The following is a 13,637-nucleotide window of genomic DNA, read 5'->3' on the forward strand; positions in this document are numbered from 1 at the left end:
ACATTATCATGAAAAAAAGCTATTTTAGAAAAAGGATAATGTCTTTATCGTTGTTGTTGATTACTGCTTTGATTTACGGTCAATCAAAAGAAAAAACTGCCAATGTGATGTCTAAAGAAAATATAGAGGCTGTACTGAAAGAAGCATACTCAAAATTTAAAGACGTAAAAGAAGGTAAGAACGCTGACTATATTAAAGAATTAGCCAATGTTGATCCGAATATTTTTGGGATTGCCCTGGTAACTACTGATGGAAAAGTATATACTATTGGTGATTATAATTCTATGGTGTCCATTCAAAGCATAAGCAAGGCTTTTGTTATGGCTCAGATTATCGAGGAGGACGGTCATCAGGCCATTCAGGATAAAATTGGAGTGGATGCAACCGGTATGCGGTTTAATTCAATCGTTGCAGTAGAAGAGCACAAAGGACAGGAAATTAATCCATTGGTAAATCCGGGAGCCATTGCAGCGACAAGTATGGTTAAAGGCAATGATTCTGTTGCCAAATGGGAAAGCATATTGGCTAAACAAAGTGAATTTGCAGGCCGGACTTTATCACTTAACAAGCCTGTGTATATCAGCGAAGCCAGCGATAATCTGAGAAATCAGGCAATCGCCCATTTGCTTTTTTCTTATGGTAGGTTGTATTTCGACCCGATTCAGTCAACCGATATTTACACGAAGCAATGCGCCCTTAATGTAAGCGCAAAAGATCTGGCTGTAATGTCGGCCACTTTAGCGAATGGCGGAGTTAACCCTGTCACCAAAAAGAAAGTGGTATCGCCCGAAACGGTAATGTACACGCTTCCGGTTATGGCAACGGCCGGACTTTATGATGATTCGGGAATTTGGTTTTACAATTCCGGATTACCGGCAAAAAGCGGTGTTGGGGGAGGTATTATAGCGGTCTGTCCGGGTAAATTCGGTATCGGAGTGGTTTCTCCGCCTTTGGATGCCGCAGGTAATAGTTTGAAATCCCAATTGGTAATTAAATATGTGGTTGAAAAGCTAAAGGCTAATCCATATTTAATTCAGCCTAAATAATTTAATCGTATCTGGCCTGTTGCGTATTTGGAAACCAGCAGGTTTTATTTTGTGTTTAAGTTTTTAATTAAAAAGGGATGTTTAGTTATTCAAAAACATTGATGGTCTTATTGCTGGTCTTTCCATTGTTTTTGTATGCCCAAATCCCTGAAAAAAAGAAAACAGATTCCATTCCTTCCGTAGAACACGATACAGTACAGAAAGTTTTAGAAGTAGAAGTAGATACCACGCTTTCCGAAAGTGAAAAAAAAGTCAGAAAAGAGGCTTTTACACCCGATATTTTACACCTGATAAACGGCGACAGGTTAACCGGTAAAATTTTATCGTTCCAACAGGGGAGATTAAGTTTTGATGCACAGGGGCCCGGTGTTGTTTCCATAAAATGGTACAAAATATTTTCCATTGACGGCGGAAGTAAAATATATAAAGTGGAAAATATTTACGGCGAAATTTTCATCGGGAAAATAGCCAAATCTGATATGATGGGAGAAATAATTGTTTTAACAGGACCAGATGAAATAATCGAATCAAGTGTAACAGCCGAGTCCAGCGCAACAGCCGAGCTAAAAAAAAGTGTGCCGAAAGGAACAACAATTAAGTTTGAAGAAATTTTAAGAATTTTTCCTCTTGAAGAAAAATGGTATGAGGGATTTAAGGGCGATATAGGAGCAGGGGTGAGTTATACAAAGTCTTCTGAAGTACTACGTATTAGCGCGGAAAGTAACCTTTTTTACGTTATTTCACGATGGCGGTTCGTTAATAATTTCTCATATATGGCAACTTCAACGGAAAGTTCTGATTATTCGGTGAGGATACAGGAAAATCTTCAGGAGTTTTATTCGTTATACAGAAAATGGGTGCTTTATCAGGCCAATGCGTTTAACAGGAATGACGAACTGGGTATCGATGCAAAACTATCGTTTGGTTTCGGGATAGGAAATAATCTCATAATTACGGAACGTCAAAGGCTGTTGTTGTTCACAGGTTTTTTGCAAAATTTTGAAGACAATATAAATTCAGATAAGTTTGTTGCAAACAGTGAATGGCCTGTAACGCTGCAACATACGGTGTACAGTTTTATAAGCCCAAATCTTTCCTCGACATTAAAAGCGGGTTCTTATGTCGGACTCACTGAAAAAGACAGATACCGTTTTGACCTGAGCGCCGATCTTACTTGGGAAATATTCAACGATTTCAAAATACAATTCTCCTTTTATTATAATTACGACAATAAAAACATAGTCGGAAAAAACACAAAAGAGGATAGCGGTACAGAACTGTCTTTTTTATTGGAACTGAAATAGAAAACTGTAGAACTTCTTCCGAATTTTATTTCTTGATTTTTTTGATTTTACTACTCTGAAAATGCAATTACAGAATTGCAAAATCATCTTTTAAATTCTTTTATTTAACCCTATATTTGTCGGTATCTTTTTTTAGGATACATAATCAGTTCAAAAACAAACAATAAACATAAATAGTAAAGTATGTCAGACGATAAGAAAGTGATATTTTCGATGTCGAAAGTAAGTAAGACTTACTCAAGCACGAATAAGCAGGTTTTAAAAGATATTTACTTAAGTTTTTTCTACGGAGCTAAAATCGGTATCCTTGGTTTAAACGGTTCAGGTAAATCATCATTATTGAAAATTATTGCAGGTGTAGATAAAAACTATCAGGGAGATGTGGTATTTGCACCAAATTATACGGTTGGTTATTTAGAGCAGGAGCCCCATTTAGATGAAACCAAAACGGTTATTGATGTTGTTCGTGAAGGAGTTGCCGGAACAATGGCAATTTTGGACGAGTTCAATAAAATTAATGATATGTTCGGACTTCCGGAAGTGTATGAGGATGCCGATAAGATGCAGAAATTAATGGATCGTCAGGCCGAATTGCAGGATAAAATCGATGCGGCAGGCGCTTGGGAGATCGATACTAAACTGGAAATCGCAATGGATGCTTTACGTACTCCGGATGCCGATACGCCAATCAGCGTGTTGTCAGGAGGAGAGAAGCGTCGCGTAGCTTTATGCCGTTTACTATTACAACAACCGGACGTTCTATTATTGGATGAGCCTACCAACCACTTGGACGCTGAGTCAGTATTGTGGTTAGAGCAACACTTGTCACAATATGCAGGAACTGTAATTGCTGTAACGCACGACCGTTATTTCCTTGATAACGTTGCGGGTTGGATTTTGGAGTTAGACAGAGGTGAAGGTATTCCATGGAAAGGAAACTATTCTTCTTGGTTAGAGCAAAAATCAAAACGTATGGAGCTTGAAGAAAAAACAGCTTCAAAACGCCGTAAGACTTTAGAGCGTGAGTTGGACTGGGTTCGTCAGGGAGCGAAAGGACGTCAGACAAAACAAAAAGCACGTTTACAGAACTATGATAAGTTGTTAAACGAAGATCAAAAAGAACTTGACGAAAAATTAGAATTATACATCCCGAACGGACCGCGTTTAGGAACAAATGTTATCGACGCGAAAAACGTTGCAAAAGGATACGGAGACAAATTGTTATATGATAATTTGAACTTCACTTTGCCGCAAGCAGGTATTGTTGGTATTATAGGTCCGAATGGTGCAGGTAAAACAACGATCTTCAAAATGATCATGGATGAATTGCAACCGGACAGTGGGGAATTCCACACTGGTGAAACAGTGAAAATTGCTTATGTAGATCAGTCGCATGCAAATATTGACCCGAACAAATCCATTTGGGAAAACTTCTGTGATGGTCAGGAATTGATCATGATGGGAGGCCGTCAGGTAAATTCAAGAGCTTATCTGTCACGTTTTAATTTCGGAGGAAGCGAACAGAATAAAAAAGTGTCTACGCTTTCAGGAGGAGAACGTAACCGCTTACACTTAGCCATGACGCTAAAAGAAGAAGGAAACGTGTTGTTGTTGGATGAACCAACGAATGACTTGGATATCAACACGCTTCGTGCTTTAGAGGAAGGTTTGGAGAATTTTGCAGGTTGTGCTGTGGTTATTTCCCACGACCGTTGGTTCTTAGACCGAATCTGTACTCACATTTTGGCATTTGAAGGTGATTCTCAAGTGTACTTTTTTGAAGGTGGTTTCTCCGAATATGAAGAAAACCGTAAAAAACGTTTAGGAGATGTTGCTCCAACCCGAATTAAGTACAAAAAGCTTATCAGAGGATAAAGAAATTTAAAAGCGACCTTTTTAGGTCGCTTTTTTTACAACATTTTTTAAATATTTTTTGATTTTTTATATATGATATTTGGTTTTTGTTTATTAAATTAACACTTTGAAATTTTTGATGAGCAAAAACATATTAAAATTCTCACTTCTGTTTATTCTGCTGGCTTTTCAGGGGGCGCTTGCTCAATCTGAATCAGTTAGCCCTAAAAATATTTTAGATCTTTTATCAAAATCCAGAGAGCATTTTAATAATCTTGAAAATGGAAAATCATTATTGTATGCGAAAAAGGCATTAAATGAAGCCAGTAAAATTGAAGATAATCAGTTGGTGGCCAAATCCTATAATCTGATAGGATTGAACTTTGAAGAGTTTTCAGATTACGGTAAAGCCGCTGGTTATTATTATAAGGGATTAAAATTCGCCAATCTTACAACAAATGATTCCTTAAAAGGATGGTTGCACAATAATCTCGGGAATTTATACTGTTACAGAAAAATCAATTTTGATAAAGGAATAGCTTCTTATAAGAGAGCTCTTTTCTATAAACAAAAAATAAAGGATTCAACCGAAATTATGTTTACGAACCTGAATATTGCCTCGGCTTATTTTGCCAATGAGGATTATGTTTCAGGATTTCCCTATTTAAAACTTGCTGAACCGTTTGTTAAGAAGTTGAACATAATGGAATCGACCTTGGCGATGAATTCAATGTACGGATCCTATTTCACTTTTAAAAATGAATATGAAAAAGCGGAGTCTTCCTTCAAGGAAGCACTAAAGGTTTGCCAAACCAACGATGTTGAAATTCTTGAAACCAATGTGGCGGAGTTGTACGGAGACATATCCAAGTATTATCTGAAAATAAAGGATTACGAGAATGCGTACCTGTATTTAGAAAAGCACAATGCTTTAGAAGAAAAAATTTATAATGAAGCACGTGCCGATGAAGTAAAAGTAGCCGGCTCTCATATTGAATTAGACGAATATAAAAGAGAAATAGATAAAATAGAGAATGAAAAACTTGTGCAGACGACCAGGTTGCAGCATACGCGATTAATAGTCGTAATGTTTATATTCATCTTTTTCATTCTTTTGTTATTGGTATACACGCTTTATAAAAACAATCAACTAAGAAAGAAAACGAATAAGAAGTTAAAAGTGGCCAATGAAGAACTTATGATTGCCAAAGAACAGGCAGAAGAAGCTTCGTTGTTAAAGTCTCAATTTATTTCGACAATTACTCATGAACTCCGAACTCCTTTATACGGAGTGGTTGGAATTACCGACATGATTGCTGATGAGCACAGAGAACTTAAAAACAGCACCTATCTTAAATCCTTAAAGTTTTCTGCCAAGTACTTACTGTCGCTAGTAAATGATATTCTACAGGTTTATAAAATTGAAGAGAAAAAAATAGTTCTGGAGAATTCTATATTTAATCTTTCCGACGAATTGAATTCAATCGTAGACAGCCTACAATTCTTAGCTGTAAAAAACAATAATCAGTTGCTATTGGAAGTAGACGATTCAATCCCGGAATTTATTATTACAGATAAAGTGCGCTTATCACAGATTTTCATGAATTTAGTGAGTAACTCGCTGAAATTTACTAAAGATGGTGAGGTGAAAATCTGTGCGAAGTTTGAACGTTACGAGGCCTCATACTGTTTCATTACCTTCAAAGTGATAGATGACGGAATCGGAATTGCAAAAGAGCATCAGAAAAAAATATTTGAAAAATTTGTTCAGATCGAACGAAAAGAAGACGATTATCAGGGAACCGGTTTGGGATTGTCCATCGTTAAGCAATTGATTTCCTTGTTTGGAAGTGAAATTCATTGTGAGAGCGAAGAGAATCTAGGTACACAGATGATTTTTACAATTGGTTTTGATACGGATGAAAATCATCGCAATGACTTACTCAAAAATCTTGAAGTTGATTTCTCAGAAGAGCATACTTATAAAGTTTTGGTTGTTGAAGATAACAAGATCAACCAAATTGTGACGAAGAAAATATTGGATATTCGCCATTTTGAAAGCGTTATCGTTGATGACGGTTATGAAGCGATCAAGATATTGGAAAACAATACTTTTGATGTTATTCTGATGGATATCAATATGCCTAAAATTAATGGTTTTGACACATCAAAGCTTATCAGAAAAATGGGAATTAATACTCCTATAATAGCTGTAACCGCTTTCGATAAACAGGAAATTATGGAGCAGATAGTGGCTTCTAAAATGAATGAAGTAATCGTAAAACCTTTTGATCCGAATCATTTATATAGAATGATCAAGCATCTTTCTGAAAAAAAAGACGAGATTTTAAAGACGAAACTTAATTAGAATCGGAAAGTAGTTTGAAAAAAAAGACTTGTTAATTTTAAGGAGCCTTTTTTGGATTTTACAATGATAACTGTGTTTGCAATTGCAATGCAAGAATTAAATGATTTCGTGAACTGTGATTATTTAAAACTTTAAAAGTACTCCAAGTCCGGTTTGGTTGCCATTATAAAACGGCAGTATACCTACAGATTTACTATTTTTATTATTCTTAGTAAATAATTTGTTGGTATACGGGAAAATCCAATAGGCGACTTTGGTGCTCAAAATCCCGATTCCGGCTCCGGCAGCAACGTCTGTCAGCCAATGCCGATCGTTTAGCATACGAAAGATACCGGTTCCTGTAGCAACTAAATAACCTGAAATACCATACCAAATCGAAACATCCTTGTATTCCTGAAACAAAAACTCGGCTCCGGCAAAAGCGGTTGCTGTGTGACCGGATGGGAAGGAATTTTGTCCGCCATCAGGACGTTCGACGTGGGTAATATGTTTCAAACCGGTGACGGTTGTTGCCATCAAGAGGTAAGATGTCCCCAAAATGATACTTCTGTCTTTAAGGTTATTTTTTCCGTCTATGCCAAGATTGTTTATAACGTAAACTGACACAGCCGGAACGTGTTGTGTAAAATCGTCTAAAGAGACCTTTTCATCAATATGTTCATTAACCTCCGTTTTTACCTGTTCATTGAATCCAAGTAATTCAGGATTATCAAAACCAACAATGCCATATCCGATTAGAATACTCGGAATTATTAATTGTTTATAATTGAATTTCAGATTGCTTTTTGCTATCGAATCTTTCTGTACGGTATTTTGAGCTCCTACAGAACAAAAAAACAGCAGAAAAAACAATATGGAATTTTTCTGAAACATAGATGATTAATAGCTGTTAGTACCAGCGTTTTTTCTTTTTCTTGGATGCTTCCGATTTTCGCGAATTAGAACTTTCTTTTTTATTCGAGTCCTGTGGTTTCTTTTTATTTCTGAAATCAGGTTTTGCGTTTGGATTGATTTCCTGTTCCTTCCAAGGGAAAGGATGATCTGTAACCACTTTTACTTGTTGTCGTGTAAGTTTTTCAATATCCTGCCAATAGGTTTTTTCATCTTTTCCGCAGAAAGAGATGGCTAATCCTGTGTTTCCGGCTCTACCGGTACGGCCTATTCTGTGTACATAAGTTTCTGGAATATTTGGCAAATCGAAATTGATAACATAGGGAAGTAGTTCAATGTCAATTCCTCGCGCAGCAATATCGGTAGCAACCAAAACAGAAATTTCCTTGTTTTTAAAACCGTCTAAAACACGCTGTCTGGCCGATTGTGATTTGTCACCGTGAATAGCTTCTGCGTGAATGTTTTGCTTTTTTAATGCTTTCACTACATTGTCAGCACCGTGTTTGGTTCTTACGAAAACCAAAACATTTTCCAGTTTTTGTTCTTCGATTATGTGATAAAGAAGTTTTCGTTTGTCTTCTTTATCGACGAAATAGATCTTTTGGTTTACTTTTTCTGCCGTACTTGAAACAGGTGTTACCGAAACATATTCGGGTTTTGTTAAAAAAGTATCTGCCAATTCACGGATAGCAAAAGGCATAGTTGCGGAAAATAATAAGGTCTGACGATTATCTGGAGTTAATTTGATGATTTTTCTAACATCGTTGATGAAACCCATATCGAGCATCAAATCTGCTTCATCTAATACCAAATGATGCAAATGATCTAAATCGATAAAGCCCTGTTTATGGAGATCCAATAGTCTTCCTGGAGTAGCAACCAAAACATCAACACCATTTTTTAACTCATTTACCTGTGGCACCTGATTTACCCCGCCAAAAATCACTAACGTTTTTACGTTTGTGTACTTTCCGTAGGTATCAAAACTTTCTCCTACTTGTATAGCCAATTCTCTTGTTGGGGTAACCACAAGTGTACGGATGCGTTTCGCTTTTGTAGGGGAACCTACAATTCGGTGTAATAAATTTAGGATCGGAATAGCAAAAGCCGCTGTTTTTCCGGTTCCTGTTTGTGCGCAGCCTACCAAATCAGATCCGTCAAGGATAATCGGAATGGATTTTTCCTGAATAGGTGTCGGATTAGTGTATCCTTCTTCTGTAATGGCCTGTTGTATATTTTTGAATAAATCGAGTTCGTTAAAAAGCATAAAAAAAACGATAGTGTTTAGTGACTATCGTTTGCAAAAATACTCTAAAATTTCGAGATTGTTATTTATCCGATTTGGCTTTCATGAAATCAGTTATAAGATAAGCGATTAATTTACCCACAAGGTGGTTGTTTTTGTCAAAATCCAAGTCGGGAGCGCCTTCACAAATGTGCAGGTATGAAGCATTGGGATTTTGTCCGAAGTAATGCAGAAACTGTCGCAGTTGCTCAACCGAAAAACCACTCAATGTCATGGCGCTGCTCGGAATGTTTGGTACGGCATCCAAATCGATTTCAATACCGAAAGGTTCACTGCCAATATGTTTTTGGCCCAATTCCATTTCTGTTTCGAAGTTTTTTTCTTTTCGAACAGCTATTTCTTCATAAGTATTGAATTTGATTTTGTCTTCCGTTCTTTTGATACTTTCGAGAATACTCTTGGAAGTGTAGCTTTCATGTAAACCGAAAATGAAATACTTCTTCAGGAAACCTTCTTCGTAAGCATAGGAGAATCCGTTTCCGCTATGTCTTCCTTCCAATGCTCTGAAATCAGTATGAGCATCAAAATTAATAGCATTTACCGGCTTTCCTTTTGCCAAAGCTAAGCCTTTAATATTACCGTAGGCATTATTATGTCCGCCACCGATTACAATCGGGTTTTTTCCTGCTTTGACAATCTGACAGATGATATGCGATACTTCTTTATCGATTTTATCAATAAGTTTAAAAAAAACTTTTTTATCGTCTTTATTGGTAATGTCCAGATTAGCTGCAGCTTCCATTTCTTCCTTAACGTTGAGCGTACCAAGAAGAATAACCCGGCTTCCTTTGCAGAATTTATTGTTTTGAATGTTTACAAGGCTTTTTACTGCGCTTTCCCAAGCCGAAGCTGTTCCCTGGCGCCCTAAATTAGCCCGTACTCCGATATCTTCGGGAATTCCTAAAAGAACAAATTCTGCAGGACTTGTTTTTAGAAATTCAATGATGTCCATTTCTTTCGGAACAGTTTGAATCCGTTCTCCAAACTTGATTTCTGTATTTCTATGATTGGTGATTTTTGTCAGATCACTTACTGTAAAACGGATGAGTTTCTCCATAAAAAAGCTAAAATGATGCTTCCAAAAATACTATTTTATCCAAAACTATCGTTTAGGAATTAGGTTTAAAAAAAAAAAAAATTAAATTTGAAGAAAATCTAATTAACTATGGAAAATCAAAAAAGTAATTCAAGCTTAAAAGCTATTATCGTTGTTCTAGTACTATTGTTATTGGGGAGTTTGGGGTATATGTATAAAATGAGTACTGATAATCAGACCTCTGAAAATAAAATGATGTCAGAAAAAGAAAAGTTGAGCGAAGAATTGCAGGCTTCCATTGCAAAATATGATGAAGCAATCGCTGCAAATACAGAGCTTTCTGATGAGCTGGCAGCAGAAAGAGAAAAATTAGTACAATTAAAAGCTGAACTGGAAAAATCCCAGGGCGATGTAGCTTCGTTGAGAAAATTTAAGGATAGTTATGCACGCTTAAAACGTGAAATGGACAACTTAATGAAAGAAAACGATGAATTGAAAAAACAAAATACAGTGCTTGCCACTCAGCGTGACAGTACCCAGGTTGTATTGGAAGATACTCGAAAAGTACGGGATACTTTAGTTGCTAAAAACGACAACTTGGCTAAAACGGTGGAAAGAGGTTCAAAACTTTCTGTTTTAAATCTTCAGACTACAGCCGTGAAACAAAGAAGTTCTGGAAAACAGATCGATACAGATAAAGCCAGCAGAGCGGATGTTTTAAAAATCAGTTTCATGATTGCAGAGAATCAGATTGCTAAATCCGGTGATAAAACATACCATATTCAGGTTATTGACAGCAAGAATAATGTTTTAGGAGAGAAAAAGACAGAATCTTTCGGAGAAAAAACGTTAACTTACAGTTTTGAGAAAACAGTTAAATACGAAAACAAAACGGTTCAGGTATCACAAGATTTACCGGTTAAAGATATTGAAGGAGGTACTTTCTATGTAAATATCTTTGATAAAGGAGAATTGGTTTCTAAAACGAGCTTTACTTTAAGATAGTAAATTACTATAAAAAAATAAAAAAGTCCCTTTCTTTGAGTTAGGGACTTTTTTTTATTATATCAATTTTCCTTCTATGATAACCTGTTCAATCAGATTGGTTCCAAACGCATACGGCAGCTGATAATAGGAGGTAAGCGGTTTGGTGATTATAATACTAGCAGATTTTCCTTTGGTAATACTTCCATGTGTTTCGGAAATTCCCATGGCATAGGCGCCATTTATAGTTGCTGCATTAATTGCTTCTTCTGGAGTCATTTTCATTTTAATGCAAGCTGTTGCTACCACAAAATTCATATTTCCTGAAGGAGTTGTTCCCGGATTGAAATCGGACGCCAATGCTAATGGTAGTCCAGCCGAAATCATTCTTCTTGCCGGAGTATAAGGAATACTTATAAAGTAAGAACAGCTTGGTAAGGCAACCGGCATGGTTTTGCTGTCTTTTAAAGCTATGATATCGTCGTCGGTTACAATTTCCAAATGATCGACCGATAAAGCATCATGTTTTACGCAGGCTTTAATTCCGTCGATTGCTGTAAACTGATTTACATGGATTTTTGCTCTTAGTCCAAATTGTTTTCCGGCTTCCATAATCCGTTCGGTTTCTTCTATTGAGAAATAGCCTGTCTCCAGGAAAGCATCGATATAATCGGCTAAACTTTCTTTTGCAATTTTTGGAAGCATTTCGTTGATAATCAAATTAATGTAAGCTGAGTGATTTTCTTTGTATTCCATCGGAAAAGCATGTGCTCCAAGAAAAGTAGACTTGATTTTTATCGGATAGTTTTCTGAAAGCCTTTTGATAACCCTAAGCATTTTCAATTCTCCTTCAACTGTTAAACCGTAACCGGATTTAATCTCCACGGCGCCGGTTCCCTGTTGCATGACTTCTTCCAGGCGTAATTTCGACTGGTTGTAAATTTCGTCTTCTGAAGTAGCATTAAGTTTCTTAGCTGAGTTTAAAATCCCTCCACCGCGATTGGCAATTTCTTCATAACTCAATCCGTTAATGCGGTCGACAAATTCCTGTACGCGATTACCAGCGTAAACAATATGAGTATGACTGTCAACCCATGTCGGTAACACTGCTTTCCCGGTAGCGTCGATAGTTTTGTCAAAATTACCGTCTGGACAGTTGCGCATCGTTCCGAAATCGGCAATCAGGTTGTTTTCAATTAGTAAAAAAGCATTTTCAATTTTTGGCAAAACCGCCATTTCGGCACCAGAAACTTTGTTGATATTGCTTTCCCGAACCTGTAATAGTTCTTTTATATTTTTGATCAATATTTTCATGAATATTTTTTTTGTAAAAATAAGGATTAAAGTAAGTTATTTCATTTGTCTTTTAGATTGAAAAAATATTGGTATTTCAATTTCAACGATATTATTGGTTCTTTTGTGTATAAAAAATCGCAATTAACTGACAATCAATGATTAGTATATAATTTTGTGGTGCTATTTATAGAAAATATTAAATAAAAAAATATGACATCAAATTTATTAAATCAGTTAAAAGAGTATGTTACACCGGATGTAATATCTCAAGCGAGTGGAATTCTTGGAGAATCAGAAGGCGGAGTATCGAAATCGGTATCTGTGGCTCTTCCGACTTTATTAAGTGGATTTGTGAACAAATCGAATGATTCTGGTTTCATGAACGGTATCATGAATTTGGTTACAGAAACTAAAAGTTCAGGTAATGTTTTGCTAAACTTACCTCCAATACTTTCTGGCGGAAAAGCGAGTGAAATTGGCTCTAAATTGCTTAGTTTGCTTTTTGATGGAAAACAATCCTCAATAACCGATTTAATTGCAAACTCCGGAGGAATAAAGAGTTCTTCTGCTGGTTCTCTTTTGACTATGCTCGGACCACTGATTTTGGGATATTTTGGTAAGTCCGGGATGTCTTCATCAGATGTAACAAATTTATTGTCATCAGAAAGAAATAATATTTTATCGGTTGCCCCTGCCGGGTTGGGTTCGCTACTAGGTTTTGCAGGCAATTACAGGGAAGATGTCAGCGATACTGTCCGACCGGTTAAAGACGATGATAGAGGAGGTGGATTTCCAAAATGGTTATTGGCGCTGCTTCTTATAGGAGGCGGAATCGTATTGTTGTATTTGCTTACAAAAGGATGTAATAAAGAAAAAACGGAAGAAAAAATGGAAGAAGTAACTGATTCCGTAAAAGTTAATATGGACTCTTTAGGTGAAGATATAAAAGATGCAGCAACTGAAGTGAAAGATGCAGCAGTTTCTTTGGGAGAATTCCTGAAAATTAAACTTCAAAATGGTGTTGAACTCAATGCACCGGAATTAGGTATCGAAAACCAATTGGTTAAATGGATAGAAGATAAAACTAAAGTGGTAGACAAAACTACTTGGTTCAACTTCGACAGATTGTTGTTTGATACTGGAAAATCTACTTTACGTCCTGAATCTCAGGAGCAACTTAAAAATATAGCTGAAATTCTAAAAGCCTATCCGACGGTGGAAATAAAACTGGGAGGATATACCGATAATGTTGGCGATCCGGCTCTTAATTTGAAATTATCTGATGAGAGAGCCAAATCAGTAATGGCTGAACTTGTCAAATTAGGTGTTCCGGCATCCAGAATGACTGCTGAGGGTTATGGAGAACAGCATCCTGTAGCTTCCAACGATACTGAAGAAGGAAGAGCACAAAACCGACGTATCTCCATTCGGGTAACAAAAAAATAAATTAACTAAATATATATAATAGATTAAAAGGTTGTCAGGAAATACTTGACAGCCTTTTTATTTGAAAAAATAATGTAATTTAGAAGTAAATTAAAAGATTTCATTA

General features: G+C 36.4%; 10 protein-coding genes. 6 read left to right on the plus strand and 4 right to left on the minus strand.

All coding sequences use genetic code 11. From position 1 onward, the window contains the following. Nucleotides 1–8: 8 nt before the first annotated feature. The 4 genes from glsA to FEDK69T_RS01510 all read left to right on the plus strand — a co-directional run bounded on the left by glsA (nucleotide 9) and on the right by FEDK69T_RS01510 (nucleotide 6,572). Complete coding sequence (glsA, locus tag FEDK69T_RS01495; protein WP_035629859.1) at nucleotides 9–1,046, plus strand: glutaminase A; 1,038 nt, start codon at nucleotides 9–11, stop codon at nucleotides 1,044–1,046. Nucleotides 1,047–1,123: 77 nt separating this feature from the next. Next, the gene (locus FEDK69T_RS01500) at nucleotides 1,124–2,350 is read left to right on the plus strand and encodes a DUF481 domain-containing protein (protein ID WP_035629858.1); all 1,227 of its coding nucleotides are present in this window, start codon (nucleotides 1,124–1,126) and stop codon (nucleotides 2,348–2,350) included. A 183-nt stretch (nucleotides 2,351–2,533) separates the two neighbouring features. After that, nucleotides 2,534–4,225 carry an energy-dependent translational throttle protein EttA gene (gene ettA / locus FEDK69T_RS01505; protein ID WP_023572370.1) on the plus strand — a complete coding sequence of 564 codons (1,692 nt, stop codon included), beginning with the start codon at nucleotides 2,534–2,536 and terminating at the stop codon, nucleotides 4,223–4,225. A gap of 118 nt (nucleotides 4,226–4,343) precedes the next feature. Beyond that, nucleotides 4,344–6,572 carry a response regulator gene (locus FEDK69T_RS01510; RefSeq protein WP_023572371.1) on the plus strand — a complete coding sequence of 743 codons (2,229 nt, stop codon included), beginning with the start codon at nucleotides 4,344–4,346 and terminating at the stop codon, nucleotides 6,570–6,572. 123 nt (nucleotides 6,573–6,695) lie between these two features. Here the strand turns inward: FEDK69T_RS01510 and FEDK69T_RS01515 are convergent, their stop codons facing one another. The 3 genes from FEDK69T_RS01515 to FEDK69T_RS01525 all read right to left on the minus strand — a co-directional run bounded on the left by FEDK69T_RS01515 (nucleotide 6,696) and on the right by FEDK69T_RS01525 (nucleotide 9,826). Next, nucleotides 6,696–7,445: a phosphatase PAP2 family protein gene (locus tag FEDK69T_RS01515; protein WP_023572372.1), complete on the minus strand. Its 750-nt coding sequence runs from the start codon at nucleotides 7,443–7,445 to the stop codon at nucleotides 6,696–6,698. A 16-nt stretch (nucleotides 7,446–7,461) separates the two neighbouring features. Then, the gene (locus FEDK69T_RS01520; RefSeq protein ID WP_023572373.1) at nucleotides 7,462–8,730 is read right to left on the minus strand and encodes a DEAD/DEAH box helicase; all 1,269 of its coding nucleotides are present in this window, start codon (nucleotides 8,728–8,730) and stop codon (nucleotides 7,462–7,464) included. Nucleotides 8,731–8,791: 61 nt separating this feature from the next. Further along, nucleotides 8,792–9,826 (minus strand): formimidoylglutamase, encoded by a 1,035-nt coding sequence (locus tag FEDK69T_RS01525; RefSeq protein WP_023572374.1) that lies wholly within the window; start codon nucleotides 9,824–9,826, stop codon nucleotides 8,792–8,794. Between the two features lie 108 nt (nucleotides 9,827–9,934). On the opposite strand from FEDK69T_RS01525, the gene FEDK69T_RS01530 reads away from it, so the two are divergent. Then, the gene (locus tag FEDK69T_RS01530) at nucleotides 9,935–10,810 is read left to right on the plus strand and encodes a hypothetical protein (protein ID WP_023572375.1); all 876 of its coding nucleotides are present in this window, start codon (nucleotides 9,935–9,937) and stop codon (nucleotides 10,808–10,810) included. A gap of 57 nt (nucleotides 10,811–10,867) precedes the next feature. Here FEDK69T_RS01530 and hutI read toward each other — a convergent pair whose 3' ends face one another. Further along, a complete protein-coding gene (gene hutI, locus FEDK69T_RS01535) occupies nucleotides 10,868–12,103 on the minus strand; it encodes an imidazolonepropionase (RefSeq protein WP_023572376.1) in 1,236 nt (411 codons plus the stop codon). 192 nt (nucleotides 12,104–12,295) lie between these two features. Between hutI and FEDK69T_RS01540 the strand changes: the two genes are divergently transcribed. Then, on the plus strand, nucleotides 12,296–13,531 hold the full coding sequence (locus tag FEDK69T_RS01540) for an OmpA family protein (RefSeq protein ID WP_035629856.1): 1,236 nt from the start codon (nucleotides 12,296–12,298) through the stop codon (nucleotides 13,529–13,531). Nucleotides 13,532–13,637: the final 106 nt, after the last annotated feature.

The sequence above is a fragment of the Flavobacterium enshiense DK69 genome, assembly GCF_000498495.1.
Lineage (GTDB): Bacteria > Bacteroidota > Bacteroidia > Flavobacteriales > Flavobacteriaceae > Flavobacterium > Flavobacterium enshiense.

Excerpts from the sequence above, each read along its gene's own strand:
- FEDK69T_RS01500 (WP_035629858.1), top strand. The coding sequence starts at position 1,124 with ATGTTTAGTTATTCAAAAACATTGATGGTCTTATTGCTGGTCTTTCCA.
- FEDK69T_RS01540 (WP_035629856.1), top strand. The coding sequence starts at position 12,296 with ATGACATCAAATTTATTAAATCAGTTAAAAGAGTATGTTACACCGGAT.
- ettA (WP_023572370.1), top strand. The coding sequence starts at position 2,534 with ATGTCAGACGATAAGAAAGTGATATTTTCGATGTCGAAAGTAAGTAAG.
- FEDK69T_RS01530 (WP_023572375.1), top strand. The coding sequence starts at position 9,935 with ATGGAAAATCAAAAAAGTAATTCAAGCTTAAAAGCTATTATCGTTGTT.
- FEDK69T_RS01510 (WP_023572371.1), top strand. The coding sequence starts at position 4,344 with ATGAGCAAAAACATATTAAAATTCTCACTTCTGTTTATTCTGCTGGCT.
- glsA (WP_035629859.1), top strand. The coding sequence starts at position 9 with ATGAAAAAAAGCTATTTTAGAAAAAGGATAATGTCTTTATCGTTGTTG.
- hutI (WP_023572376.1), bottom strand. The coding sequence starts at position 12,103 with ATGAAAATATTGATCAAAAATATAAAAGAACTATTACAGGTTCGGGAA.
- FEDK69T_RS01520 (WP_023572373.1), bottom strand. The coding sequence starts at position 8,730 with ATGCTTTTTAACGAACTCGATTTATTCAAAAATATACAACAGGCCATT.
- FEDK69T_RS01515 (WP_023572372.1), bottom strand. The coding sequence starts at position 7,445 with ATGTTTCAGAAAAATTCCATATTGTTTTTTCTGCTGTTTTTTTGTTCT.
- FEDK69T_RS01525 (WP_023572374.1), bottom strand. The coding sequence starts at position 9,826 with ATGGAGAAACTCATCCGTTTTACAGTAAGTGATCTGACAAAAATCACC.